This is a genomic window from Kosakonia sp. SOY2 (assembly GCF_027109175.1).
In the GTDB taxonomy this organism is placed as follows: domain Bacteria; phylum Pseudomonadota; class Gammaproteobacteria; order Enterobacterales; family Enterobacteriaceae; genus Kosakonia.
In genome coordinates, this window is record NZ_JAPVXH010000004.1 from 130,739 (window position 1) to 155,511 (window position 24,773).

The 24,773-nt window shown below is 57.0% G+C and carries 20 protein-coding genes and 1 riboswitch; of the genes, 15 read left to right on the top strand and 5 right to left on the bottom strand.

From position 1 onward, the window contains the following. Positions 1-46 precede the first annotated feature (46 nt). From leuL to leuD, 5 genes are all read left to right on the top strand, one after another. Positions 47-133: a leu operon leader peptide gene (leuL, locus tag O3S68_RS24315; RefSeq protein ID WP_110093646.1), complete on the top strand. Its 87-nt coding sequence runs from the start codon at positions 47-49 to the stop codon at positions 131-133. A 92-nt stretch (positions 134-225) separates the two neighbouring features. Then, positions 226-1,797, top strand: a complete 1,572-nt coding sequence (leuA, locus tag O3S68_RS19300) for a 2-isopropylmalate synthase (RefSeq protein ID WP_269232239.1) — start codon at positions 226-228, stop codon at positions 1,795-1,797. Beyond that, positions 1,797-2,888 carry a 3-isopropylmalate dehydrogenase gene (leuB, locus tag O3S68_RS19305; protein WP_020456534.1) on the top strand — a complete coding sequence of 364 codons (1,092 nt, stop codon included), beginning with the start codon at positions 1,797-1,799 and terminating at the stop codon, positions 2,886-2,888. The genes leuA and leuB overlap by 1 nt, the downstream gene beginning before the upstream one ends. 2 nt (positions 2,889-2,890) lie before the next feature. Then, positions 2,891-4,288, top strand: a complete 1,398-nt coding sequence (gene leuC, locus O3S68_RS19310; RefSeq protein WP_020456533.1) for a 3-isopropylmalate dehydratase large subunit — start codon at positions 2,891-2,893, stop codon at positions 4,286-4,288. A gap of 11 nt (positions 4,289-4,299) precedes the next feature. Continuing rightward, a complete protein-coding gene (leuD, locus tag O3S68_RS19315) occupies positions 4,300-4,905 on the top strand; it encodes a 3-isopropylmalate dehydratase small subunit (RefSeq protein WP_269232240.1) in 606 nt (201 codons plus the stop codon). Positions 4,906-4,940: 35 nt separating this feature from the next. Here leuD and O3S68_RS19320 read toward each other — a convergent pair whose 3' ends face one another. Together O3S68_RS19320 and sgrT are read right to left on the bottom strand one after the other, a co-directional pair. After that, complete coding sequence (locus tag O3S68_RS19320; protein WP_160271182.1) at positions 4,941-6,119, bottom strand: sugar efflux transporter; 1,179 nt, start codon at positions 6,117-6,119, stop codon at positions 4,941-4,943. 137 nt (positions 6,120-6,256) lie between these two features. Next, positions 6,257-6,409 carry a glucose uptake inhibitor SgrT gene (sgrT, locus tag O3S68_RS19325; RefSeq protein ID WP_020456530.1) on the bottom strand — a complete coding sequence of 51 codons (153 nt, stop codon included), beginning with the start codon at positions 6,407-6,409 and terminating at the stop codon, positions 6,257-6,259. 87 nt (positions 6,410-6,496) lie between these two features. Here sgrT and sgrR point away from each other — a divergent pair, with 87 nt between their 5' ends. From sgrR to thiQ, 4 genes are all read left to right on the top strand, one after another. Next, positions 6,497-8,152, top strand: coding sequence for an HTH-type transcriptional regulator SgrR (gene sgrR, locus O3S68_RS19330; RefSeq protein ID WP_020456529.1), 1,656 nt, complete (start codon positions 6,497-6,499; stop codon positions 8,150-8,152). 36 nt (positions 8,153-8,188) lie between these two features. Beyond that, positions 8,189-8,289: riboswitch (TPP riboswitch) on the top strand. Positions 8,290-8,319: 30 nt separating this feature from the next. Beyond that, entirely contained in the window at positions 8,320-9,303 is a 984-nt protein-coding gene (thiB, locus tag O3S68_RS19335; RefSeq protein WP_269232241.1) for a thiamine ABC transporter substrate binding subunit, read from the top strand. Next, positions 9,279-10,889 (top strand): thiamine/thiamine pyrophosphate ABC transporter permease ThiP, encoded by a 1,611-nt coding sequence (gene thiP, locus O3S68_RS19340; RefSeq protein WP_269232242.1) that lies wholly within the window; start codon positions 9,279-9,281, stop codon positions 10,887-10,889. The genes thiB and thiP overlap by 25 nt, the downstream gene beginning before the upstream one ends. Then, a complete protein-coding gene (gene thiQ, locus O3S68_RS19345) occupies positions 10,873-11,574 on the top strand; it encodes a thiamine ABC transporter ATP-binding protein ThiQ (RefSeq protein ID WP_045509951.1) in 702 nt (233 codons plus the stop codon). The genes thiP and thiQ overlap by 17 nt, the downstream gene beginning before the upstream one ends. Here thiQ and O3S68_RS19350 read toward each other — a convergent pair. Both O3S68_RS19350 and araC read right to left on the bottom strand, forming a co-directional pair. Further along, complete coding sequence (locus O3S68_RS19350) at positions 11,568-12,338, bottom strand: DedA family protein (protein ID WP_045509952.1); 771 nt, start codon at positions 12,336-12,338, stop codon at positions 11,568-11,570. The genes thiQ and O3S68_RS19350 overlap by 7 nt on opposite strands. Before the next feature lie 127 nt (positions 12,339-12,465). Then, complete coding sequence (gene araC, locus O3S68_RS19355) at positions 12,466-13,311, bottom strand: arabinose operon transcriptional regulator AraC (protein WP_045509955.1); 846 nt, start codon at positions 13,309-13,311, stop codon at positions 12,466-12,468. 337 nt (positions 13,312-13,648) lie between these two features. Here araC and araB point away from each other — a divergent pair, with 337 nt between their 5' ends. The 6 genes from araB (at position 13,649) to rluA (ending at position 23,831) form a co-directional block, all read left to right on the top strand. Next, positions 13,649-15,340 (top strand): ribulokinase, encoded by a 1,692-nt coding sequence (araB, locus tag O3S68_RS19360; protein ID WP_269232243.1) that lies wholly within the window; start codon positions 13,649-13,651, stop codon positions 15,338-15,340. Positions 15,341-15,350: 10 nt separating this feature from the next. Next, entirely contained in the window at positions 15,351-16,853 is a 1,503-nt protein-coding gene (gene araA, locus O3S68_RS19365; RefSeq protein ID WP_045509960.1) for an L-arabinose isomerase, read from the top strand. A 49-nt stretch (positions 16,854-16,902) separates the two neighbouring features. Continuing rightward, the gene (gene araD, locus O3S68_RS19370) at positions 16,903-17,598 is read left to right on the top strand and encodes an L-ribulose-5-phosphate 4-epimerase (protein WP_269232244.1); all 696 of its coding nucleotides are present in this window, start codon (positions 16,903-16,905) and stop codon (positions 17,596-17,598) included. 73 nt (positions 17,599-17,671) lie between these two features. Continuing rightward, complete coding sequence (gene polB, locus O3S68_RS19375) at positions 17,672-20,029, top strand: DNA polymerase II (RefSeq protein WP_269232245.1); 2,358 nt, start codon at positions 17,672-17,674, stop codon at positions 20,027-20,029. Positions 20,030-20,254: 225 nt separating this feature from the next. Continuing rightward, positions 20,255-23,161, top strand: a complete 2,907-nt coding sequence (rapA, locus tag O3S68_RS19380; protein ID WP_045509968.1) for an RNA polymerase-associated protein RapA — start codon at positions 20,255-20,257, stop codon at positions 23,159-23,161. A gap of 10 nt (positions 23,162-23,171) precedes the next feature. After that, a complete protein-coding gene (gene rluA, locus O3S68_RS19385; protein ID WP_020456518.1) occupies positions 23,172-23,831 on the top strand; it encodes a bifunctional tRNA pseudouridine(32) synthase/23S rRNA pseudouridine(746) synthase RluA in 660 nt (219 codons plus the stop codon). Between the two features lie 40 nt (positions 23,832-23,871). Here rluA and djlA read toward each other — a convergent pair whose 3' ends face one another. Beyond that, positions 23,872-24,687 (bottom strand): co-chaperone DjlA, encoded by an 816-nt coding sequence (gene djlA / locus O3S68_RS19390; protein WP_269232246.1) that lies wholly within the window; start codon positions 24,685-24,687, stop codon positions 23,872-23,874. Positions 24,688-24,773 lie beyond the last annotated feature (86 nt).

The window sequence follows — 24,773 nt, forward strand, 5'->3', positions numbered from 1 at the left end:
ATCCAGTACCACTAAAAGCATATCGCATTCACCTGGAGCATGATTCATGATTCGCAACGTCGGTTTCGCTGGTCTACTACTACTAAACGCATCTCTCGTGCGCGGTAGACCGGTGGGCGACATTCTGAGTTGAATCGTCCTTCCAGTTAAGACTAAGAACCCGCGCCTTGGCGCGGGTTTTTTTATGCTCGTAGCGAGGCGACCTAAGAGACAAGGACCTAAACCATGAGCCAGCAAGTCGTTATTTTCGATACCACATTACGTGATGGTGAACAGGCGTTACAGGCGAGCCTGAGCGTGAAAGAGAAGCTGCAAATCGCCCTGGCGCTGGAGCGTATGGGCGTTGATGTGATGGAAGTGGGTTTTCCGGTCTCTTCCCCGGGCGATTTTGAATCCGTACAAACCATTGCGCGCCAGGTGAAAAACAGCCGCGTTTGCGCCCTCGCCCGCTGCGTAGAAAAAGATATTGATGTTGCAGCAGAGTCGTTAAAAGTTGCCGAAGCGTTCCGTATCCACACATTCATTGCCACCTCACCAATGCATATCGCAACCAAGCTGCGCAGCACGCTGGATGAAGTGATTGAACGCGCCATTTACATGGTTAAACGCGCTCGCAACTATACCGACGACGTGGAATTCTCGTGTGAAGATGCAGGCCGCACCCCGATTGGCGATCTGGCGCGCGTCGTTGAAGTCGCCATCAATGCCGGTGCGAAAACCATCAACATTCCGGACACCGTGGGTTACACCATGCCGTTCGAGTTCGCCAATATCATCTCCGGTCTGTACGAACGCGTACCAAATATCGATAAAGCCATTATCTCTGTTCACACCCATGACGACTTAGGCTTGGCCGTGGGTAACGCTATCGCCGCAGTACACGCCGGCGCGCGCCAGGTAGAAGGCGCAATGAACGGTATCGGCGAACGCGCCGGTAACTGCTCGCTGGAAGAGGTGATCATGGCAATCAAAGTGCGCAAAGACATCATGAACGTGCACACCCAAATCAATCACCATGAAATCTGGCGCACCAGCCAGACCGTCAGCCAGATTTGCAATATGCCGATTCCGGCGAACAAAGCCATTGTTGGCACCGGCGCATTTGCCCACTCCTCCGGTATTCACCAGGACGGCGTGCTGAAAAACCGCGAAAACTACGAAATCATGACCCCGGAATCCATCGGTCTGAATCAGGTTCAGTTGAACCTGACCTCCCGTTCCGGGCGCGCTGCGGTGAAACACCGCATGGAAGAGATGGGCTACAAAGAAGCCGACTACAACCTGGATAATCTGTACGACGCTTTCCTGAAGCTGGCGGATAAAAAAGGCCAGGTCTTTGATTACGATCTGGAAGCGCTGGCATTCATTAATAAACAGCAGGAAGAGCCAGAACATTTCCGCCTGGATTACTTCAGCGTGCAGTCCGGCTCCAACGATATCGCCACCGCGTCTGTGAAGCTGGCGTGTGGCGAAGAGATCAAAGCCGAAGCCGCCAACGGCAACGGCCCGGTCGATGCGGTCTACCAGGCCATTAACCGCGTGACGGCCTATGACATCGAACTGGTGAAATACGATTTGAGCGCCAAAGGCCAGGGCAAAGACGCGCTGGGTCAGGTTGATATCGTGGTGAACTACAACGGTCGCCGCTTCCACGGCGTCGGTCTGGCGACCGATATTGTGGAATCCTCCGCCAAAGCCATGGTGCATGTACTGAACAACATCTGGCGCGCCGCCGAAGTCGAAAAAGAGTTGCAACGCCAGGCTCAGAACAAAGAAAACAACAAGGAAACCGTGTGATGTCGAAGAATTACCATATTGCTGTGTTGCCGGGTGACGGTATCGGTCCGGAAGTAATGGCACAAGCGCTGAAAGTTCTGGAAGCCGTACGTAACCGTTTTGGTATGCGTATTTCCACCAGCCATTATGATGTCGGCGGCATTGCCATCGATCGTCACGGTAACCCGCTGCCGCAGGCCACGGTTGAAGGCTGCGAACAAGCCGATGCGATTCTGTTCGGCTCTGTCGGCGGTCCGAAATGGGAAAATCTGCCGCCGGCGCAGCAGCCGGAACGCGGCGCGCTGCTGCCGCTGCGTAAACACTTCAAACTGTTCAGTAACTTGCGCCCGGCAAAACTGTATCAGGGTCTGGAAGCATTCTGTCCGCTGCGCGAAGACATCGCCGCCAACGGCTTCGACATTCTGTGCGTGCGCGAACTGACCGGCGGCATCTACTTCGGTCAACCGAAAGGCCGCGAAGGTAGCGGCCAGCATGAAAAAGCATTTGATACCGAGATCTATCACCGTTTTGAAATCGAACGCATTGCGCGTATCGCGTTTGAATCAGCGCGCAAACGCCGCAAAAAAGTCCACTCGATTGATAAAGCCAACGTGCTGCAAACCTCGCTGCTGTGGCGCGAAATCGTCAACGAAATCGCGGGCGAATACCCGGACGTTGAACTGGCGCATATGTATATCGACAACGCCACCATGCAGTTGATTAAAGATCCGTCCCAGTTTGACGTGCTGCTGTGTTCCAACCTGTTCGGCGACATTCTTTCCGACGAATGCGCCATGATCACCGGTTCGATGGGCATGCTGCCTTCCGCCAGCCTGAACGAACAAGGTTTTGGTCTGTATGAACCGGCAGGCGGCTCCGCGCCGGATATCGCCGGGAAAAATATCGCCAACCCAATTGCGCAGATCCTGTCGCTGGCGCTGCTGCTGCGTTACAGCCTGAATGCAGGCGACGCGGCTGACGCCATCGAAGGCGCTATCAATCGTGCATTAGAAGAAGGCGTACGCACCGGCGACTTAGCCCGTGGCGCCGCCGCTGTCAGTACCGATGAGATGGGCGACATCATCGCTCGTTATGTCGCTGAAGGGGTGTAATCATGGCTAAAAGTTTGTACGAAAAGTTATTTGACGCCCATGTGGTCTATGAAGCGCCAAACGAAACCCCACTGTTGTATATCGACCGCCATCTGGTGCATGAAGTGACATCACCGCAGGCGTTCGATGGGCTGCGCGCGCACCACCGTCCGGTGCGCCAGCCGGGTAAAACCTTCGCGACGATGGATCACAACGTCTCGACACAAACTAAAGACATCAACGCTTCCGGCGAGATGGCGCGCATTCAGATGCAGGAGTTGATCAAAAACTGCAACGAATTCGGCGTTGAACTGTATGACCTGAACCACCCGTATCAGGGCATCGTCCACGTAATGGGGCCGGAACAGGGCATCACCCTGCCGGGCATGACCATCGTTTGTGGCGATTCCCACACCGCCACCCACGGCGCATTTGGCGCGCTGGCTTTCGGTATCGGTACATCGGAAGTGGAACACGTTCTGGCGACGCAAACCCTGAAACAGGGTCGCGCCAAAACCATGAAAATTGAAGTCAAAGGTACGGCCGCACCGGGGATCACCGCGAAAGATATCGTGCTGGCGATCATTGGTAAAACCGGCAGCGCCGGCGGCACCGGGCACGTGGTTGAGTTCTGCGGTGACGCTATCCGTGCGCTGAGCATGGAAGGCCGTATGACGCTGTGCAATATGGCGATTGAGATGGGCGCAAAAGCCGGCCTGGTCGCCCCGGATGAAACCACCTTTAACTACGTGAAAGGTCGTTTGCATGCGCCGAAGGGCAAAGACTTCGATGATGCAGTGGCCTACTGGAAAACCCTGCATACCGACGAAGGTGCGGTTTTCGACACCGTAGTTACGTTGCAGGCCGAAGAGATCGCACCGCAGGTAACCTGGGGCACCAACCCGGGTCAGGTTATTTCAGTGACCGATATCATTCCCGATCCGGCCTCGTTCGCCGATCCGGTTGAGCGCGCTTCCGCAGAAAAAGCGCTGGCCTACATGGGGCTCAAACCTGGTGTACCGTTAACGGAAGTGGCTATCGATAAAGTCTTTATCGGCTCCTGCACCAACTCACGCATTGAAGATCTGCGCGCAGCGGCGGAAATCGCCAAAGGGCGCAAAGTCGCGCCGGGCGTACAGGCGCTGGTTGTGCCTGGCTCCGGTCCGGTGAAAGCACAGGCGGAAGCCGAAGGTCTGGACAAAATCTTTATTGAAGCCGGTTTTGAATGGCGCTTGCCGGGCTGCTCCATGTGCCTGGCCATGAATAACGATCGCCTGAATCCGGGTGAACGTTGCGCATCGACCAGTAACCGTAACTTTGAAGGCCGCCAGGGTCGCGGCGGGCGCACGCATCTGGTTAGCCCGGCGATGGCCGCCGCCGCCGCCGTGACCGGCCATTTCGCTGATATTCGCAGCTTGTAAGGAGAACAACCATGGCAGAGAAATTTACCCAACATACCGGCCTGGTCGTTCCGCTGGATGCCGCGAATGTGGATACCGACGCCATTATCCCGAAGCAGTTTTTGCAGAAGGTCACGCGCACCGGTTTTGGTGCCCATCTGTTTAACGACTGGCGTTTTCTGGATGACAAAGGCCAACAGCCGAACCCGGAGTTCGTGCTGAATTTCCCGCAATACAAAGGCGCATCGATTTTGCTGGCGCGGGAAAACTTTGGCTGCGGTTCATCACGTGAACACGCGCCATGGGCGTTGACCGATTACGGTTTCAAAGTGGTGATTGCGCCAAGTTTCGCCGACATCTTTTACGGCAACAGCTTTAACAACCAGCTGCTGCCGGTAACGTTGAGCGATCAACAAGTGGATGAGCTCTTTACGCTGGTGCAGAACAACCCGGGCATTAGCTTTGAGGTGGATCTGCAAGCGCAAGTGGTGAATGCGGGCGGGAAGTCGTACAGCTTCTCGATTGACGCCTTCCGCCGCCACTGCATGCTGAACGGTCTGGACAGCATCGGTCTGACGTTACAGCACGACGATGCCATCGCCGCTTACGAAAACAAACAGCCCGCTTTTATGCGCTAACCAACACCAGGCCCGGTTTCCGGGCCTTTTTACGTTTATACATCTTTAACGCGGCTGGTCAGCCACAGCGTCAGCACTGAAATCATCGCAATGCCGATATAAACCGCGCCGTGGCCAAAGCTTTGCGCCAGCGCGCCCTGGATCACCCCGGCCAGGATCACGCCGGTCGAAATACTGTTGGTAAACAGTGTGGTCGCCGAACCTGCCCGCCCGGGCATCAGATCCTGAAACCACAACATGCCAATCCCGGCGATAATCCCGATAAACACCGCATTAAACAGTTGCAGGGAAAGTAACGCCGTCTGGCTGTGGAAAAAAATCAGGCCAATGTAGAACAGCACACCCGCCGCAACCGCGGTGAGCATCATGCGCCGTTTACCGATGCGTTTGACAAAAAAGCCCGCCAGGATCATCGCCGGGATCTCCAGCCCTGCCGCCGTGCCCATTAAAATCCCGGCCAGTTTGTCAGGTAGCCCTAATTCCAGGCTAATCCACAGCGGCATATCAATGATGTACATGGTGTTGCAGGTCCACATCAGCGTGGAGGCAATAAACAGCATGCGTACATTTTTATCGCTCCAGCCGCTGACCTGCGTCACCGCCACGTCGGCGGGCTGTTCAACACGCGCCACCGAAGGCAGCCAGAACGCCACCAGCACCAGGCTGATAACGAAAATCCCGGCGGCGATGGAAAACATGGCGGTAAAGCCGTAATTAAGCGCCAGCATAAACGCCAGCGGCGGGCCAATCACCCACGCCAGCGAGAGTTGCGCGCGCATGACAGAACTGAACATCACCACTTCACGTGCGGAACTGTCCGCATACTCGCGCGCCAGCGCGAAAAGCTGCGGCATGGCGGTATTTGCCAGCGACGCCAGCAGCACACCGCAGGTGATAAGCGTCAGATAGTGGCGGTTAAAGGCGAATAACAGCGCATTGCCCACCGCCATCAGGCAACAAAAGAGGATCAGTTTGCGCCTGTCGCCCTGGTTGTCGGATCGTTTTGCCAGCCCAAGGCTGACCACAATCCCGGCAATGGCGTTGACGGTATAAAACAGTCCAACCCAGAACGGTTCAGCGCCCACTTCCCGGCTCAGAAACAAGCTGAGCGTCGGTGCCTGTAGCGCTCCGGCAACTCCCATCATAAAGGCGACGATCATAAAAGCGACGTAAACGCCATTAAGGCGGCGTCCCATCGTCATTAACCAGAGCATGAATATTTCCTTGTTAACACGGCAAAAAGGGAAAGCGTAAAAAGCGGCTGTCAGCATAAACGAAAAAAGCCAGCAAAAAACATTTTGCTGGCGGGTGCATTTGCACTTAATACTCAGTCACACATGATGTCAGCGATTCAGTCTTTCGAGACCGGCGTTGTCACTTCCCACTGCATCAGCTCTTCCAGCATTTTCAGGCGCTGCCGTGCGCTCAGGCGGGCGAGCCAGCCCGCATCCTGCGTGGCGTGAAAATAGTCCAGATAAAACCGTCGTATGGATGATCTCAGCATATGACCTCCTCGCTTTCATCGCAGAGAAGTATTGGCTTAATATAGGGATTAATAAATTGCTGAGTTTTTATCAGGAGTTCCCCTTTTATGTCGTCCGGCCGCCTGCAACAACAGTTTATCCGTCTGTGGCAATGCTGCGATGGGAAGTCACAAGAAACGACGCTCAACGAGCTGGCGGAGCTGCTTAGCTGTTCGCGCCGCCATATGCGCACCCTGCTCAATACCATGCAGGAGCGCGGCTGGCTGACCTGGGATGCTGAAGCTGGCCGTGGCAAACGTTCGCGGCTCACCTTTCTTTATACCGGCCTTGCGCTCCAGCAACAGCGCGCCGAAGACCTGCTGGAGCAGGATCGCATCGATCAACTGGTGCAACTGGTCGGCGATAAAAAGGCCGTGCGCCAGATGCTGGTTTCGCATCTCGGCCGGAGCTTTCGCCAGGGTCGACATATCCTGCGGGTCCTTTACTACCGGCCACTGCGTAACCTGCTGCCAGGTAGTGCATTACGTCGTTCCGAAACCCATATAGCACGGCAAATCTTCAGTGCGCTGACGCGCATAAATGAGGAAAACGGGGAACTGGAAGCGGATATCGCCCACCACTGGAAACTGATTTCCCCGTTGCACTGGCGATTTTATTTACGCCCCGGCATTCATTTTCATCACGGCCGCGAACTGGAAATGAGTGATGTGATTGCATCGCTGGAGCGCGCCACGGCCCTGCCGCTCTACTCACATATCCGCGAAGTGATCTCGCCGACGCCCTGGACACTGGATATCCATCTCAGCCAGCCGGATAACTGGCTGCCGTGGTTGATGGGGCATGTGCCGGCAATGATTTTGCCGCGTGAATGGAACACGATAAGCAACTTCGCCAGCCAGCCGATTGGTACTGGCCCTTACGCCGTAACGCGCAATACCACTAATCAGTTAAAAATCCACGCCTTTGATGACTACTTCGGCTTTCGCGCCCTGATCGATGAAGTCAACGTCTGGGTGTTGCCGGATCTGAGCGATGAACCGACCAGCGGCCTGACGCTTGAGGGGCCAACCGACGGCGAAAAAGCGGTGGAAAGCCGCCTCGAAGAGGGCTGTTATTACCTGCTGTTTGATGCGCGTTCCAGTCGTGGAGCGAACCCGGCGGTCAGGGAGTGGGTCAGCCATGTGCTCTCCCCCACTAATCTGCTGTGGCACGCCAATGAGCAGTACCAACGCTACTGGTTCCCGGCTTACGGTCTGCTGCCGCGCTGGCACCATGCCCGCCCCGGTAGTGGTGAAAAACCGGCGGGTCTGGAAACCCTGACGCTCACGTTCTATCGCGAACATAACGAGCACGAAGCGCTGTCACGTACCATGAGCACGCTGCTGGCCGAACACGGCGTGAAGCTGATTGTGCAGGAAGTGGATTACGAGGAGTGGCATCGGGGCGAAGCCGGGAGCGATATCTGGCTTAACAGCGCCAATTTCACGCTGCCGCTGGATTTCTCAGTGTTCGCCAACCTCTACGAAGTACCGCTGCTACAGCACTGTATTCCGCTCGACTGGCAGGCAGATGCGGCAAAATGGCGCAACGGGGAGATGAATCTTGCCGTCTGGTCGCAACAGTTGCTCGCCAGTAAAGCCATCGTACCGCTGATCCACCACTGGCTGAGGATTCAGGGACAGCGCACCATGCGCGGGCTGCGCATGAACACGCTGGGCTGGTTCGACTTTAAATCCGCCTGGTTTGCGCCACCGGATCCATAAGGCTTTCGCATTTTTTACCAAATCATTACAATAGCGGCGTTCTCAACGGGGTGCTACGCCATGCGCGTGTGCTGAGAAAATACCCGTCGAACCTGATCCGGATAACGCCGGCGAAGGGATTTGAGGCTGCCTCTCAAAATCCTTTGCCACCCATTTTGAGGTGCAAAGTGTTAAAAAAATCACTGCCGTTCCTGCTGCTGATTGCAGCGCCTGCTTTTGCAAAACCTGTTCTGACCGTTTACACCTACGACTCCTTTTCTGCCGACTGGGGGCCAGGGCCTGGGGTAAAAAAAGCCTTTGAAAGCGACTGCAACTGCGAGCTGAAATTCGTGGCACTCGAAGATGGCGTTTCGCTGCTTAACCGCCTGCGCATGGAAGGCAAAAACAGCAAAGCCGACGTGGTGCTGGGGCTGGATAACAACCTGCTGGAAGCCGCGACACAAACCAAACTGTTCGCCAAAAGCGGCGTCGCCACCGATGCGGTTAACGTGCCTGGCGGCTGGAAGAACGACACGTTTGTACCGTTCGACTACGGCTGGTTCGCGTTTGTCTACGATAAAAACAAACTGAAAAACCCGCCCAAAAGCCTGAAAGAGCTGGTCGAAAGCGATCAGAAATGGCGCGTTATCTACGAAGATCCGCGCACCAGCACGCCAGGCCTCGGCCTGCTACTGTGGATGCAGAAAGTCTATGGCGACAACGCCCCGCAAGCGTGGCAGAAACTGGCGGCCAAAACGGTCACCGTCACCAAAGGCTGGAGCGAAGCCTACGGCCTGTTCCTGAAAGGGGAAAGCGACCTGGTGCTGAGCTATACCACTTCTCCGGCTTACCACATTATTGCCGAGAAGAAAGATAACTACGCGGCGGCGAATTTCAGCGAAGGCCACTATTTGCAGGTAGAAGTTGCCGCCCGCACCGCTGCCAGTAAACAGCCGGAACTGGCGGAAAAATTCCTCAAATTTATGGTTTCGCCCGCGTTCCAGAACACTATCCCGGCCGGTAACTGGATGTACCCGGTCACCAATGTGACGCTGCCTGCGGGCTTCGACCAACTGGTGAAACCGCAAACCTCGCTGGAATACTCTTCGCAGGAGGTCGCGTCCCAGCGTGCAACCTGGATTAATGCATGGCAACGCGCCGTCAGCCGCTGATTGCTGGCTGGCTGCTGCCCGGCCTCACCGCCGCCACATTGATGGTGGCGGTGGCGCTGGCAGCCTTTCTTGCCCTGTGGCAAAACGCCCCGTCCAGCGGGCTGGCTGATTTTTTCCAGGACAGCTACCTGTGGCATGTGGTGCGCTTCTCCTTCTGGCAGGCGTTTCTCTCCGCGCTGCTCTCGGTCGTACCGGCGATATTTCTTGCCCGCGCGCTCTACCGGCGGCGTTTTCCTGGCCGTCTCGCCTTACTGCGCCTGTGCGCCATGACCCTGATCCTGCCGGTGCTGGTCGCCGTGTTCGGCATTCTCAGCGTGTATGGCCGCCAGGGCTGGCTGGCAACGCTCTGGCACGCGCTTGGTCTGGAGTGGACATTCTCGCCATATGGCTTACAGGGCATTTTGCTGGCACACGTCTTTTTTAATTTGCCGATGGCCTCGCGCCTGCTGCTGCAAACGCTGGAGCAGATCCCCGGCGAGCAGCGCCAGCTTGCCGCACAACTGGGTATGCGCGGCTGGGCATTCTTCCGTTTTGTCGAGTGGCCGTGGTTACGCCGCCAGATCCCGCCGGTCGCCGCGCTGATTTTTATGCTCTGCTTCGCCAGTTTCGCCACCGTGCTGTCGCTGGGCGGCGGGCCGCAGGCCACCACCATTGAACTGGCCATCTACCAGGCGCTCAGCTTCGATTTTGATCCCGCCCGCGCAGCCATGCTGGCGCTGATCCAGATGATCTGCTGCCTCGGGCTGGTGCTGCTCAGCCAGCGGATGAGCAAAGCGATCGCCGTGGGCAGCCATCAGATTACTGGCTGGCGTAACCCGGAGGATCGGCTGTTCAGCAAGGTCGCGGATATCACATTGATTGTGCTGGCTCTGTTATTACTGCTGCCGCCGTTGCTGGCAGTGATTGTCGATGGCCTCAATCTGAGCCTGATGAAAGTGCTGGCGGAGCCAGTCCTGTGGCAAGCGGTGTGGACGTCGCTGCGCATCGCGCTGGGCGCGGGGCTGTTGTGCGTCGTGTTGACCATGATGTTGTTGTGGAGCAGCCGGGAGTTACGCGCGCGCCAGCAAATTATGGCCGGGCAAGCGCTGGAAATCAGCGGTATGTTGATCCTCGCGATGCCTGGGATCGTGCTGGCGACGGGCTTCTTTCTGCTGCTCAATAACAGCGTTGGCCTGCCCGCTTCCGCCGATGGCATCGTCATTTTTACCAATGCGCTGATGGCCATTCCTTATGCGCTGAAAGTGCTGGAAAACCCGATGCGCGATCTGGCTTCCCGCTACAGCATGCTGTGCCAGTCGCTGGGAATGCAGGGTTTTCAGCGTCTGCGCGTGGTCGAATTACGCGCGCTGAAACGCCCGCTGGCCCAGGCGCTGGCATTTGCCTGCGTGCTGTCGATTGGCGATTTCGGCGTGGTGGCGTTATTTGGTAATGACGACTTTCGCACGCTGCCGTTTTATCTCTATCAGCAGATTGGGTCGTACCGCAGCCAGGACGGCGCAGTGACCGCACTCATCCTGTTGCTGCTGTGCTTTTTCTTATTCACCGTGATTGAAAAACTTCCGGGCCGCCATGTTAAGACTGACTGATGTCACCTGGCTTTATCACCATCTGCCAATGCGCTTTTCCCTCTCTGTTACCCGGGGCGAGCAGATTGCCGTTCTCGGCCCAAGCGGCGCGGGAAAAAGCACGCTGCTGAACCTGGTAGCCGGGTTTCTTACTCCCGCCAGCGGCACGATAACCATCGCAGGCGAAGATCACACGCATACCACGCCCTCGCAGCGCCCGGTATCGATGCTGTTTCAGGAAAATAACCTCTTTACTCATCTCACCGTGCGGCAAAACATCGGGCTGGGGTTAAACCCGGGTCTGAAGCTAAATAGCGACCAGCAGCATAAACTGGAGCAGATCGCCGAAACCATGGGGCTGGAATCACTGTTGGCACGCCTGCCGGAGCAGCTTTCCGGTGGTCAGCGTCAGCGCGTGGCGCTGGCGCGCTGCCTGGTGCGTGAGCAGCCGGTGTTATTGCTTGATGAACCCTTTTCCGCACTCGACCCGGCGCTGCGCCAGGAGATGCTCGCGCTGGTACAGTCAGTATGTCAGCGACAGCGGTTAACGCTGCTGATGGTGTCGCACAGTGTGGAGGATGCGGCGCGGATTGCCGAACGTTCGCTGGTGATTGCTGACGGGCGCATTGCGTGGGATGGCAATACGGACGAGTTGCTCAGCGGCAAATCGTCCGCGTCTGGTTTGCTGGGAATTCGCGGTCAGTGACCGCGAACAACGTTGCCTAAAATGTTGAGGTAAATCGGCATCAGCGGGTGCTGCGCCAGCGCGATCGCCGCAGCGACAGCAACCACCAGCGTGCCCGGTGCCAGCCACAACAGGCGGCGACGTGGCAGGTAGTTTGTCAAACGGTCAACACCGGATTTCCCCGCGCGCCATAACCGCCAGCACAACCAGCAGGCCAGCCACAGCAGCAGCGCGGTCAGCAACAACAGCCATTTGAAGTTGCCGCTTTGCATATCGGCGGGAATATCAATTGCCGCACCGGCCAGAATACCGGGCAGGAAGTAGAACGGCGGCCATAGCAGGCAGCCAACAATATTCGGCGGCAAAAACTTGCGGATGGGCAGATCCAGCATGCCGGCAACCATCGGGATCAGCGGGCGCGTCGGCCCGACAAAACGCCCAACCAGAATGGTAAATACGCTGTGCTGATGCAGCGCGTGTTCGGTTTTATCGAGCAGCGCTTTGTTCTTTTTCATAAACGACCAGCGGTGCAGCGGCCCCTTAAAACGCCAGCCCAACCAGAAGGAGATCCAGTCGCCGAGCAGGCAGCCAACAATCCCCGCCAGCCACGCATGCCAGAAGTTCACTTCGCCGCTGCCGATCAGCGCGCCGAGCGCCGCCATCATTACCGTGCCGGGTAAAATCAGCCCGACTAACGCCAGCGACTCAAAAAACGCCACCAGCATAATCGCCGCCAGCGAATACATGGCGGATTGGGTAACAAAGTGTTCCAGCAGCGCTTCCATAAGGTGTCCTGTTCAGAATGAACGCTGGATTCTCCGGAGGTCATCCGCGAGCGTCAAGCTTTCAATTATCTGAAAATTTTACCGGTTATGTCACATTGCAAAACCTTTCATTGCCATTCTTTACTTTTTATTCACATCCCGCGCGGAATTCACTGGGGCTGGCACCGGTGCATTTTTTAAAAACCCGCGAGAAATAGAGCTGATCGTCAAAGCCAACATTGCGCCCGACGCTGGCAATCGGCATTCGCGTGGTGCTAAGCAGTAATTTTGCCTGGCTGATACGCTGATCCTCGCGCCAGCTCAACACACTCACGCCCAGTTGCTGACGAAAAAGGTGTGACAGGCGTGAAGGCGACAAGCAAACATGCTGAGCAACGCTTGCGATATCAAAATGGTTATCCGCCAGGTGATCGCTAATGTACTGGCAGGCGTCGCGCACGCGGTTATCCAGCGGCGGGTGCAGCGATTCGTTAATCGCTTCCATACGCCGCAGTAGCAGTTGCTCCAGCAGATTTATCGCCAGATGTTCCGCATAGCGCCCGACACTTTGCCCGGCGTCGATAATTTGCGCAAAAAGTTCACGAAAACGCGCCATATGCGCGTCATCAGGACGGTAAAAACCGGTTTGTGCGAACAGTGTCGGCCAGTTCAGCCACTCGTGCCAGTAGGCGCGTGGACGGAAGTAAACCCACTGGTGATACCACTCGCTGGCGTCGGGGTGGCGGCCATAGTGGTGAATTTCTCCCGGCGGGAAAAGCAGGATATCGCCAGGGCGGCAAACAAACTGCTTACCGTGGTTCATCACCACACCCTCGCCGCGCACGGTGAGATTCAGGATATAGCCCTTCATGCCCAGCGGTCTGTCGATAAAAAAATCGAGATAACCGTCGGCTTCAATGGGGGTCAGCCCCGCCACCAGATGCGCATTAAACGAGTACCCTGGCAGCAGTGGATCGTTCTGTGATTCAGCCATAAACGCAATACTCCCGTGCCTGGTAAAGAAACCAATTGTCCATATTGAGAATCCCGTCATTCCTCAGCCGCCCGCAGGCAAAGGGCGTAAACACGCCACTTGTCTAATCCCGCCAGACAAAAGCGATTACGCCTTTTTAACGCCGCTGAACAGGGCAAAAAGGGATAACGGAAGTGTCTATAAAGGCGGCAGAAATGTCCACATCGAATTTTTGCACGGCGTCACACTTTGCGATCCCATAGCATTTTAATCCATAAGATTAGCGGATCCTGCCTGACGGTTTTTGCCGCCGCTCACTATCGTTTTTCTAACGGTTATTCTTCATGGAGCAAGGTACATGGCAATCACAATTGGCCTCGATTTCGGCAGCGATTCAGTACGTGCGCTGGCGGTAGACTGCACATCCGGGGCGGAGATCGCCACCAGTGTCGAGTGGTATCCACGCTGGCAGGAGGGGCGTTATTGCGATGCGCCGCATAACCAATTTCGCCACCACCCGCGCGATTACATCGAGTCGATGGAAGCGGCACTGAAAAGTGTGCTGGCAGAACTGAGCGACGCGCAACGCGCCGGGATCAAAGGCATTGGCGTCGACAGCACCGGTTCAACACCGGCGCCGATTGATGCCGAAGGCCGCGTGCTGGCGCTGCGCCCGGAGTTTGCCGACAACCCGAACGCGATGTTTGTGTTGTGGAAAGATCACACCGCCGTCGAAGAGGCGGAAGCCATTACCCGCTTGTGCCACACCCCCGGCAAAACTGACTACTCGCGCTACATCGGCGGCATTTACTCCAGCGAATGGTTCTGGGCAAAAATCCTGCACGTTACCCGCGCGGATAGCGCCGTCGCGCAGGCTGCCGCCTCCTGGATCGAACTGTGTGACTGGATCCCCGCCCTGCTCTCCGGCACCACGCGTCCGGAAGCGATTCGTCGCGGGCGTTGCAGTGCCGGGCATAAATCCCTGTGGCATGAAAGCTGGGGTGGCCTGCCACCTGCCGCGTTCTTCGATGAACTCGATCCCATCATTAATAAACACCTGAACTGGCCGCTGTTTACCGACACGTATACCGCCGATATTCCCGTCGGCACGTTGACAGCCGAGTGGGCGCAGCGCCTTGGTTTGCCTGAATCCGTAGTGATTTCCGGCGGTGCCTTCGACTGCCATATGGGCGCAGTTGGCGCAGGCGCACAACCGAATACGCTGGTGAAAGTCATCGGTACATCTACTTGCGACATTCTGATTGCCGACAAACAGAGCGTTGGCGACCGGGCGGTAAAAGGCATTTGCGGCCAGGTTGATGGCAGCGTAGTGCCGGACTTTATCGGCCTCGAAGCCGGGCAGTCCGCCTTTGGCGATATCTATGCCTGGTTTGGCCGCGTGCTTGGCTGGCCGCTGGAACAGCTCGCGCAGCAACATCCAGAGCTGAAAGCGCAGATCAAAGCCAGCCAGAAACAACTCTTACCTGCGCTGACCGATGCGTGGGTAAAAAATCCATCGCTCGATCACCTGCCGGTGGTGCTGGACTGGTTTAACGGTCGCCGTACGCCAAATGCCAACCAGCGTCTGAAAGGGGTGATCACCGATTTGAATCTCGGCACCGACGCCCCGGCGCTGTTTGGCGGGTTGATTGCCGCAACCGCGTTCGGCGCGCGCGCCATTATGGAGTGCTTCACCGAACAGGGTATTGCCGTCGACAACGTAATGGCGCTCGGCGGTATCGCACGTAAAAACCTCGGCGTGATGCAGGCCTGCTGCGATGTGCTGAACCGCCCATTACAGGTGGTCGAATCTGAACAGTGCTGCGCACTGGGTGCGGCGATTTTCGCCGCCGTCGCCGCGCAAGTGCATGCCGATATCCCGGCGGCGCAGCTGAAAATGGCCAGCGCCATCGAAAAAACCCTGCAACCGACCGCGCAGGCGCAACAGTTTGAACGCCTCTATCGCCGCTATCAGCAGTGGGCGAAGAGCGCCGAGCAACACTATCTCCCTTCAGCCGCGACAGTCTCGCAGGCCGCGTTAACTCATTAAGGACAAGATCATGACTATTTTCGACAATTATGAAGTGTGGTTCGTCATTGGCAGCCAGCACCTGTACGGGCCGGAAGCCCTGAAACAAGTGACGAAGCACGCCGAGCAGGTGGTCAACGCCCTCAATGCGGAAGCGAAACTGCCTTGCAAACTGGTGCTGAAACCACTGGGTACCACGCCGGATGAGATTACCCACATCTGCCGCGATGCCAACTATGATGACAAATGCGCCGGGATGGTGGTGTGGCTGCACACCTTCTCACCGGCGAAAATGTGGATTAACGGCCTCGCTATCCTCAATAAGCCGCTGCTGCAGTTCCACACCCAGTTCAATGCGTCCCTGCCGTGGGACAGCATCGATATGGACTTTATGAACCTCAACCAGACCGCGCACGGCGGCCGCGAGTTCGGCTTTATTGGCGCGCGTATGCGTCAGCAACATAGCGTGGTGACGGGCCACTGGCAGGATCAACACGCCCATCAACGCATCGGCGCGTGGATGCGCCAGGCAGTGTCTAAACAGGATACCCGCCAGCTGAAAGTGGTACGTTTCGGCGACAACATGCGCGAAGTGGCGGTGACGGACGGCGATAAAGTCGCAGCACAAATCAAGTTCGGTTTCTCGGTCAATACCTGGGGCGTGGGCGATCTGGTGCAAGTAGTGAACGCCGTGAGCGATGGCGATGTCAACGCGCTGGTTGATGAGTATGAAAGCAGCTATCGCCTGACAGCTGCCGCGCAGGTTCATGGTGACAAACGCCAGAACGTGCTTGACGCCGCCCGTATCGAACTGGGCCTGAAACGCTTCCTCGAAGAGGGCGGTTTCCATGCCTTCACCACCACCTTTGAAGATCTGCACGGCCTGAAACAGTTACCGGGCCTGGCAGTACAGCGTTTGATGCAGCAAGGCTACGGCTTCGCCGGCGAAGGCGACTGGAAGACCGCCGCGCTGCTGCGCATCATGAAAGTGATGTCCGGCGGGCTGAACGGCGGCACCTCCTTTATGGAGGATTACACCTATCACTTTGAGCACGGCAACGATCTGGTGCTCGGCTCGCACATGCTGGAAGTCTGTCCTTCTATCGCCATCGACGAAAAACCGACGCTGGATGTGCAGTACCTCGGTATTGGCGGCAAAGCCGATCCGGCACGTCTGATTTTCTCCACCAAAACCGGCCCGGCGATTAACGCCAGCCTGATCGACTTAGGCGATCGTTTCCGTCTGTTGGTGAACTGCGTTGAGGCGGTGAAAACCCCGCACGATCTGCCGAAACTGCCGGTCGCCAACGCCCTGTGGAAAGCGCAGCCGGATCTGCCAACCGCCTCTGAAGCGTGGATCCTCGCCGGTGGCGCGCACCACACCGTCTTCAGCCAGGCGCTGACGCTCGACGATATGCGCCAGTTCAGCGAGCTGCACGATCTTGAGCTGACGGTTATCGACAACGACACCCGCCTGCCTGCATTTAAAGACGCGCTGCGCTGGAACGAAGTGTATTACGGTTCAAAACGTTAACAGGGAACACCCGGCCTGCTGCGGCAGGCCATCTTTCCTGGAGGAACGCATGTTAGAAGCATTGAAACAGCAGGTGCTGGAAGCCAACCTGGCGCTGCCGAAACATAACCTGGTCACGCTGACATGGGGCAACGTCAGTGCCGTTGATCGTACAAGCGGCCTGATGGTGATTAAACCTTCTGGCGTCGATTACAGCGTCATGACCGCTAACGATATGGTGGTCGTCAACATCACCACCGGCGAAGTAGTTGAAGGCACGAAAAAACCCTCTTCCGATACGCCGACTCACCGACTGCTGTACCAGGCGTTTCCGACCATCGGCGGCATTGTGCATACCCACTCTCGCCATGCCACCATCTGGTCGCAGGCTGGTCAGCCGATCCCGGCAACGGGCACTACCCATGCCGACTATTTTTATGGCGAGATCCCCTGTACCCGTAAGATGACCGACGAGGAGATCAACGGCAAATACGAGTGGGAAACCGGCAATGTGATCGTCGAGACCTTTGAGAAAAAAGGCATCGATCCGGCGCAAATGCCCGGCGTGCTGGTGCATTCTCATGGCCCGTTCGCGTGGGGCAAAAGCGCAGATGACGCGGTACATAACGCCATCGTGCTCGAAGAAGTGGCCTATATGGGTATTTTCTGCCGTCAGCTCGCGCCTGAGTTACCCGCCATGCAACAAACGCTGCTGGATAAACACTATTTACGTAAGCACGGCGCGAAGGCTTACTACGGCCAATGACTGTATAAAACCACAGCACCCAACAACAAACCAGGCTATAATCTCGCCTGGTTTTGTTTTATGAGAGACGGCTGTGGCGCAGGCGCAAGAAGGTTTTATTTTAACCCGACACTGGCGGGATACCCCCGGCGGAACCGAGGTCGAGTTCTGGCTGGCGACGGATAATGGCCCGCTGCGCGTCGTGCTGCCACCGCAAGAGTCGGTCGCCTTTATTCCCGCCGCGCAGGTGGAAAAGGTTAAGTTGCTGCTGCGAACCGAAAAGCAGTGGCGCTTAACGCCGCTGAACCTGAGTGACTTTCACCGCCAGCCGGTATATGGCCTTTACTGCCGCGCCCATCGCCAACTGATGCGCATTGAAAAGATGCTGCGCGATGACGGTATCACCGTTTACGAAGCTGATATCCGCCCGCCGGAACGCTTTCTGATGGAGCGCTTTATTACCGCGCCGGTGTGGGTTGACGGTACGCCACAAGGTGCCGCGCTGGTTGACGCGCGGCTAAAACCCAGCCCGCACTATCGCCCACCGCTGAAATGGGTGTCGCTGGATATCGAAACCAGCCGCCATGGCGAGCTTTACTGTATCGGCCTTGAGGGCTGCGGGCAGCGCACGGTCTATATGCTCGGCCCGGAAAACGGCAGCGCGCAGGGGCTGGATTTTGAGCTGGAGTATGTTGCCAGCCGCCCACAACTGCTGGAAAAACTCAACGCCTGGTTTGCCGCGCACGATCCGGATGTGATCATTGGCTGGAACGTCGTGCAATTCGATTTGCGCGTGCTGCAAAAAAGCGCCGAGCGCTACCGCGTACCGCTGACGCTCGGGCGTAACGGCGGAGAGCTGGAGTGGCGCGAACACGGTTTTAAGAATGGCGTCTTCTTCGCACAGGCCACCGGCAGGCTGATTATTGACGGGATTGAAGCGCTGAAATCGGCGTTCTGGAACTTCTCCTCGTTCTCGCTGGAAGCCGTCTCCAGAGAGCTGCTTGGCGAAGGCAAAGCGATTGATAACCCGTGGGATCGCATGGATGAGATCGACCGGCGCTTCGCCGAAGATAAACCCGCGCTCGCCACCTATAACCTGAAAGATTGCGAACTGGTGACGCGCATCTTTCACAAGACGGAGATCATGCCGTTTTTGCTGGAGCGCGCCACGGTAAACGGTTTGCCCGTTGATCGCCACGGCGGCTCGGTGGCGGCCTTCAGCCACCTCTATTTTCCGCGTATGCACCGCGCAGGCTATGTCGCGCCAAATCTCGGTGGCGTGCCGCCGCAGGCCAGCCCTGGCGGTTATGTAATGAATTCGCGCCCCGGCCTGTATGACTCGGTGCTGGTACTGGATTACAAAAGCCTCTACCCCTCTATTATCCGCACTTTCCTGATCGATCCCGTCGGCCTGGTTGAAGGCATGGCGCAGCCGGATAACGCGCACAGTACCGAGGGGTTTCTTGGCGCATGGTTTTCGCGTGAAAAGCACTGCCTGCCGGGGATTGTCGGGCAGATCTGGCACGGGCGCGATGAGGCCAAACGTCACGGCAACAAGCCGCTGTCGCAAGCGCTGAAGATCATTATGAATGCGTTTTACGGCGTACTCGGCACCAGCGCCTGCCGCTTTTTCGATCCGCGGCTGGCATCGTCGATCACTATGCGTGGCCACGAGATCATGCGCCAGACCAAAGCGCTGATTGAAGCGCAGGGTTACGACGTTATCTATGGCGACACGGACTCCACCTTCGTCTGGCTAAAGAAAGCCCACAGCGAAGAGGATGCCGCGCGTATTGGCCGCGCGCTGGTTGAACACGTCAACGGCTGGTGGTCGGCGCATCTTAAAAGCCAGCAACTGGAAAGCGCGCTGGAACTGGAGTTTGAAACCCATTTCTGCCGGTTTCTGATGCCCACCATTCGCGGCACTGAACAGGGCAGCAAAAAGCGTTACGCCGGAATGATTCAGGAAGGCGAGAACCAGCGCATGGTGTTTAAGGGGCTGGAAACCGTGCGTACCGACTGGACACCGCTGGCGCAGCAGTTCCAGCAAACGCTCTACCTGCGCGTGTTTCGCAATGAGCCTTATCAGGACTATGTGCGCGAAACCATTGCCAGCCTGATGGCGGGCGAACTCGACGATCAGCTTATTTATCGCAAGCGCCTGCGCAGAGCGCTTTCCGAATATGAACGTAATGTGCCGCCGCACGTGCGCGCTGCACGGCTGGCGGATGAAGAGAACCGCAAACGGGGTCGCCCGGCGCAGTACCAGAATCGCGGCACCATCAAGTATGTCTGGACTACCAGCGGGCCAGAGCCGGTGGATTACCAACACTCGCCGCTCGATTACGATCACTACCTGAGTAAACAGTTACAGCCGGTTGCCGAGGGAATTCTGCCTTTCATTGACGACGACTTTGCTACACTACTTACAGGGCAGCTGGGACTCTTTTGAGATTTACTTATCGCGTTTCCCGGCTTGCAACACTAACGCTATACCCTGGCTATTTCAGGTTTGTGCCGCCATGCGGCGCGAAAGACGGCAGGTATAGGTAGTGACGAAAGGGATTGCTTCCTTTACCATAGCGCCCTTCCTTTTTCTGGCCCCAAATTTTATACGCCCGCCTGCCTTCAGGCGGTGACGAACTATTGCCTGCAATTTGAGATATAGAGTTCATTTATGCCCTTTACACTTGGTCAACGCTGGATTAGCGACACGGAAAGCGAACTCGGACTTGGCACAGTCGTCGCAATGGATGCGCGCACGGTCACCCTCCTTTTTCCGGCCACGGGTGAAAACCGTCTGTACGCTCGCAGCGACTCTCCGGTTACCCGCGTGATGTTCAACCCCGGTGATACGGTGACCAGCCATGATGGCTGGCAGCTCACAATTGAAGACGTAAAAGAGGAAAACGGGCTGCTCGCTTACACCGGCACACGCCTGGATACGCAGGAAAGCAATGTCACCCTGCGCGAAGTGTTACTCGACAGCAAACTGGTGTTCAGCAAACCGCAAGACCGCTTATTCGCCGGGCAGATCGACCGTATGGATCGCTTCGCGCTGCGTTTTCGCGCGCGTAAATACCAAAGTGAGCAGTACCGTATGCCGTGGAGCGGCTTGCGTGGCCAGCGCACCAACCTGATCCCGCACCAGCTGCACATCGCTCACGATGTGGGCCGTCGCCATGCGCCGCGCGTGCTGCTGGCAGATGAAGTGGGTCTTGGGAAAACCATTGAAGCCGGGATGATCCTGCATCAACAACTGCTTGCTGGCGCGGCTGAACGCGTGCTGATCGTGGTGCCGGAAACCCTGCAACATCAGTGGCTGGTTGAAATGCTGCGCCGCTTCAACCTGCGTTTTGCCCTGTTTGACGATGAGCGTTACGCCGAAGCGCAGCACGATGCCGACAACCCGTTCGATACCGAGCAACTGGTGATTTGCTCGCTCGATTTCGTGCGCCGCAACAAGCAACGCCTGGAGCACCTGTGCGACGCCGAATGGGATCTGCTGGTGGTCGACGAAGCGCATCACCTGGTGTGGAGCGAAAACGAAGCCAGCCGTGAATATCAGGCAATTGAGCAACTGGCCGAGCGCGTACCGGGCATTCTGCTGCTGACCGCCACCCCGGAACAACTGGGGATGGAGAGCCACTTTGCCCGCCTGCGCTTGCTGGATCCGAACCGTTTCCATGATTTCGCCCAGTTCGTTGAAGAGCAGCAAAACTACCGTCCGGTCGCCGACGCCGTGGCCCTGCTGCTGGCGGGTGAACGCCTGAGCAACGATGACCTCAATATGTTGAGCGATCTGGTGGGCGAGCAAGATATTGAACCGCTGCTGCAAACCGCCAACAGCGATCGCGAAGGCGCGGCTGCCGCGCGTCAGGAACTGATTTCCATGCTGATGGATCGACACGGCACCAGCCGTGTGCTGTTCCGCAACACCCGTAACGGTGTAAAGGGTTTCCCGAAACGCGAGCTGCACACCGTTAAGCTGCCGCTGCCGACGCAGTATCAGACGGCGATTAAAGTCTCCGGCATTATGGGCGCGCGTAAAAGCCAGGAAGAGCGTGCCCGCGATATGCTCTACCCGGAGCAGATTTATCAGGAATTTGAAGGCGATACCGGAACATGGTGGAACTTCGACCCGCGCGTTGAGTGGCTGATGGGCTATCTCACCAGCCATCGTTCGCAAAAAGTGCTGGTGATATGCGCCAAAGCCGCCACCGCGCTGCAACTGGAGCAGGTACTGCGCGAACGCGAAGGTATCCGTGCGGCGGTGTTCCATGAAGGTATGTCGATCATTGAACGCGATCGCGCAGCGGCGTGGTTCGGCGAAGAGGACAGCGGCGCGCAGGTTCTGTTGTGCTCGGAAATTGGCTCTGAAGGGCGTAACTTCCAGTTCGCCAGCCATTTAGTGATGTTCGATCTGCCGTTTAACCCGGATCTGCTGGAGCAGCGCATCGGTCGTCTGGATCGTATTGGTCAGGCGCACGATATTCAGATCCATGTGCCTTATCTGGAGAAAACCGCGCAGTCCGTGCTGGTGCGCTGGTATCACGAAGGGCTGGACGCCTTCGAGCACACCTGCCCGACCGGGCGCACTATTTACGATAGCGTTCACAATGAGCTGATTAACTACCTGGCGGCACCGGAAGATACTGATGGTTTTGATCAGTTGATCAAAACCTGCCGTGAGCAGCACGACGCGCTGAAAGCACAGCTGGAACAAGGCCGCGACCGCTTGCTGGAGATCCACTCTAACGGCGGCGAAAAAGCACAGGCGCTGGCGGAAAGTATTGCCGAGCAGGACGACGACACGGCACTTATCGCCTTCGCCATGAACCTGTTCGATATCATTGGCATTAACCAGGACGATCGCGGTGAAAACATGATCGTGCTGACGCCATCGGATCACATGCTGGTGCCGGACTTCCCGGGTCTGCCGGAAGATGGCTGTACCATCACTTTCGATCGCGACGTCGCACTTTCGCGCGAAGACGCGCAGTTTGTCACCTGGGAACATCCGATCATCCGTAACGGTCTGGATCTGATCCTTTCTGGCGATACCGGCAGCAGTACGATTTCGCTGCTGAAAAACAAAGCGCTGCCGGTCGGTACGCTGCTGCTGGAGCTGATCTACGTGGTGGAAGCGCAGGCGCCGAAACAGCTGCAACTTAATCGCTTCCTGCCATCGACGCCGATCCGCCTGCTGGTGGATAAAAACGGCACCAACCTCGCGGCTCAGGTGGAGTTCGAGAGCTTCAACCGCCAGCTCAGCGCGGTGAATCGCCATACCGGCAGCAAGCTGGTGAACGCGGTGCAGCAGGAAGTTCACGCCATTCTGCAAAAAGGTGAAACACAGGTGGAAGCCGCCGCACGCGAGCTGATTGACGCCGCGCGCAGCGAAGCGGATGAAAAGCTGTCGGCGGAACTGGCGCGCCTGGAAGCGTTAAAAGCGGTTAACCCCAATATCCGCGACGACGAACTCACCGCCATTGAGAGCAACCGCCAGCAAGTGCTGGAAAGCCTGGCGCAGGCGAGCTGGCGGCTTGATGCGCTGCGTTTGATTGTTGTGACGCACCAATAACGGAGCCCCTATGGTGATGGAACCCTACAATCCACCGCAGGATCCCTGGCTGGTTATTCTTTATCAGGATCAACACATTATGGTCGTCAACAAGCCCAGCGGCTTGTTGTCGGTGCCAGGGCGTCTGGATGAGCACAAAGACAGCGTGATGACACGGATTCAGCGCGATTTCCCGCAGGCGGAATCCGTACATCGCCTGGATATGGCAACCAGCGGTGTGATTGTGGTGGCGCTTACCAAAGATGCCGAGCGTGAGTTAAAACGCCAGTTCCGCGAACGTGAGCCGAAAAAGCAGTATCTGGCACGCGTTTGGGGTCACCCGGAAAAAGCCGAAGGGCTGGTGGATTTACCGCTGATTTGCGACTGGCCGAACCGGCCAAAGCAGAAAGTGTGTTTTGAAACCGGCAAAGCGGCGCAAACCGAGTATGAAGTGCTGGCGTTTGAGGAAGATGGTACCGCTCGCGTACGTCTGAAGCCGATTACCGGGCGCTCGCATCAACTGCGTGTACATATGTTAGCGTTAGGCCATCCGATTCTCGGTGACCGTTTTTACGCCACGCCAGAAGCGCTGGCAATGGCTCCGCGCTTGCAACTGCATGCTGAGACGCTAACCATCACCCATCCGGCGTTTGGCAACAGCATGACGTTTAAAGCGCCGGTGGATTTTTAAATCACTCTCCCGGTCTGACGACCGGGAGAGTTCTATGGCATTAGCGAAAACCTTTCTGCTCGCGAATCAACTCGTAAGCCTTCTGAATTTCCTGCGCTTTTTGTTTCGCCATCTCCATCATCTCCGGCGGCAGACCTTTCGCCACCAGTTTGTCCGGATGATGTTCGCCCATCAGCTTACGGTAGGCGCGCTTGATGGTGGTCGCATCGTCTGACGGTTTCACACCCAGAACATTACAGGCATCTTCCAGCGTCGGGCCGCGTTGCGCCTGCTGCCAGCCGCCCGCTTGCTGCTGGTGCTGATAACCACCGCCAAACTGCGCCCCGCCCTGCATCATGCGCAGAAACTGATCGAATTGCAGACGCGAAATCCCAAGCTCTTCAGCGATCACGTACAGCACTTCGCGTTCGCTGGGGTGCAAAGAGCCATCGGCGAAGGCTGCCTGGATTTGTATTTCCAGAAACATCCTAATCAAGTCGAAACGCCCGAAGCAGACGCTGCGAAACTGACGCATCTTGTCGCGTAACGGGTAATTATCCGTTTTGCCGACGCGAAACGCCTGCTGCGCTGCGCTGCGCGACTCGCCGTGCAGGTTCATGCGATCCATAAACAGGCTGGCGACCTGAATATCCGCTTCGGTCACCCGGCCTTTCGATTTGGTTAGATGCCCCATCACCTCGAAGGTGGTGGCAAAAAAGAGCGTCTGACGTTCGCGCTGGTTGGCAAACCACGCCATTTTCCGGCTGCGCGCCTTGTCAAAAAAGTGCCCGATTAACAACCCAAGAACCGCGCCCCAAAAGCCGCCGCCCATGAAAAGAGCGATGACAACCCCAACCACTTTCCCCCAATACTGCATATACTCCCCAAATCGTCATGCCGTCGGCTAAAATTTGCTTTATCATACCCGTCATTCTATGCCATGCACAGGCGCAGTCTTCTCCC

Coding starts and splice junctions, on each gene's coding strand:
- djlA (WP_269232246.1), bottom strand. CDS start 24,687: ATGCAGTATTGGGGGAAAGTGGTTGGGGTTGTCATCGCTCTTTTCATG.
- rapA (WP_045509968.1), top strand. CDS start 20,255: ATGCCCTTTACACTTGGTCAACGCTGGATTAGCGACACGGAAAGCGAA.
- leuB (WP_020456534.1), top strand. CDS start 1,797: ATGTCGAAGAATTACCATATTGCTGTGTTGCCGGGTGACGGTATCGGT.
- rluA (WP_020456518.1), top strand. CDS start 23,172: ATGGTGATGGAACCCTACAATCCACCGCAGGATCCCTGGCTGGTTATT.
- araD (WP_269232244.1), top strand. CDS start 16,903: ATGTTAGAAGCATTGAAACAGCAGGTGCTGGAAGCCAACCTGGCGCTG.
- leuL (WP_110093646.1), top strand. CDS start 47: ATGATTCGCAACGTCGGTTTCGCTGGTCTACTACTACTAAACGCATCT.
- leuD (WP_269232240.1), top strand. CDS start 4,300: ATGGCAGAGAAATTTACCCAACATACCGGCCTGGTCGTTCCGCTGGAT.
- thiP (WP_269232242.1), top strand. CDS start 9,279: ATGGCAACGCGCCGTCAGCCGCTGATTGCTGGCTGGCTGCTGCCCGGC.
- thiQ (WP_045509951.1), top strand. CDS start 10,873: ATGTTAAGACTGACTGATGTCACCTGGCTTTATCACCATCTGCCAATG.
- leuC (WP_020456533.1), top strand. CDS start 2,891: ATGGCTAAAAGTTTGTACGAAAAGTTATTTGACGCCCATGTGGTCTAT.
- araA (WP_045509960.1), top strand. CDS start 15,351: ATGACTATTTTCGACAATTATGAAGTGTGGTTCGTCATTGGCAGCCAG.
- sgrR (WP_020456529.1), top strand. CDS start 6,497: ATGTCGTCCGGCCGCCTGCAACAACAGTTTATCCGTCTGTGGCAATGC.
- O3S68_RS19350 (WP_045509952.1), bottom strand. CDS start 12,338: ATGGAAGCGCTGCTGGAACACTTTGTTACCCAATCCGCCATGTATTCG.
- araC (WP_045509955.1), bottom strand. CDS start 13,311: ATGGCTGAATCACAGAACGATCCACTGCTGCCAGGGTACTCGTTTAAT.
- O3S68_RS19320 (WP_160271182.1), bottom strand. CDS start 6,119: ATGCTCTGGTTAATGACGATGGGACGCCGCCTTAATGGCGTTTACGTC.
- sgrT (WP_020456530.1), bottom strand. CDS start 6,409: ATGCTGAGATCATCCATACGACGGTTTTATCTGGACTATTTTCACGCC.
- araB (WP_269232243.1), top strand. CDS start 13,649: ATGGCAATCACAATTGGCCTCGATTTCGGCAGCGATTCAGTACGTGCG.
- leuA (WP_269232239.1), top strand. CDS start 226: ATGAGCCAGCAAGTCGTTATTTTCGATACCACATTACGTGATGGTGAA.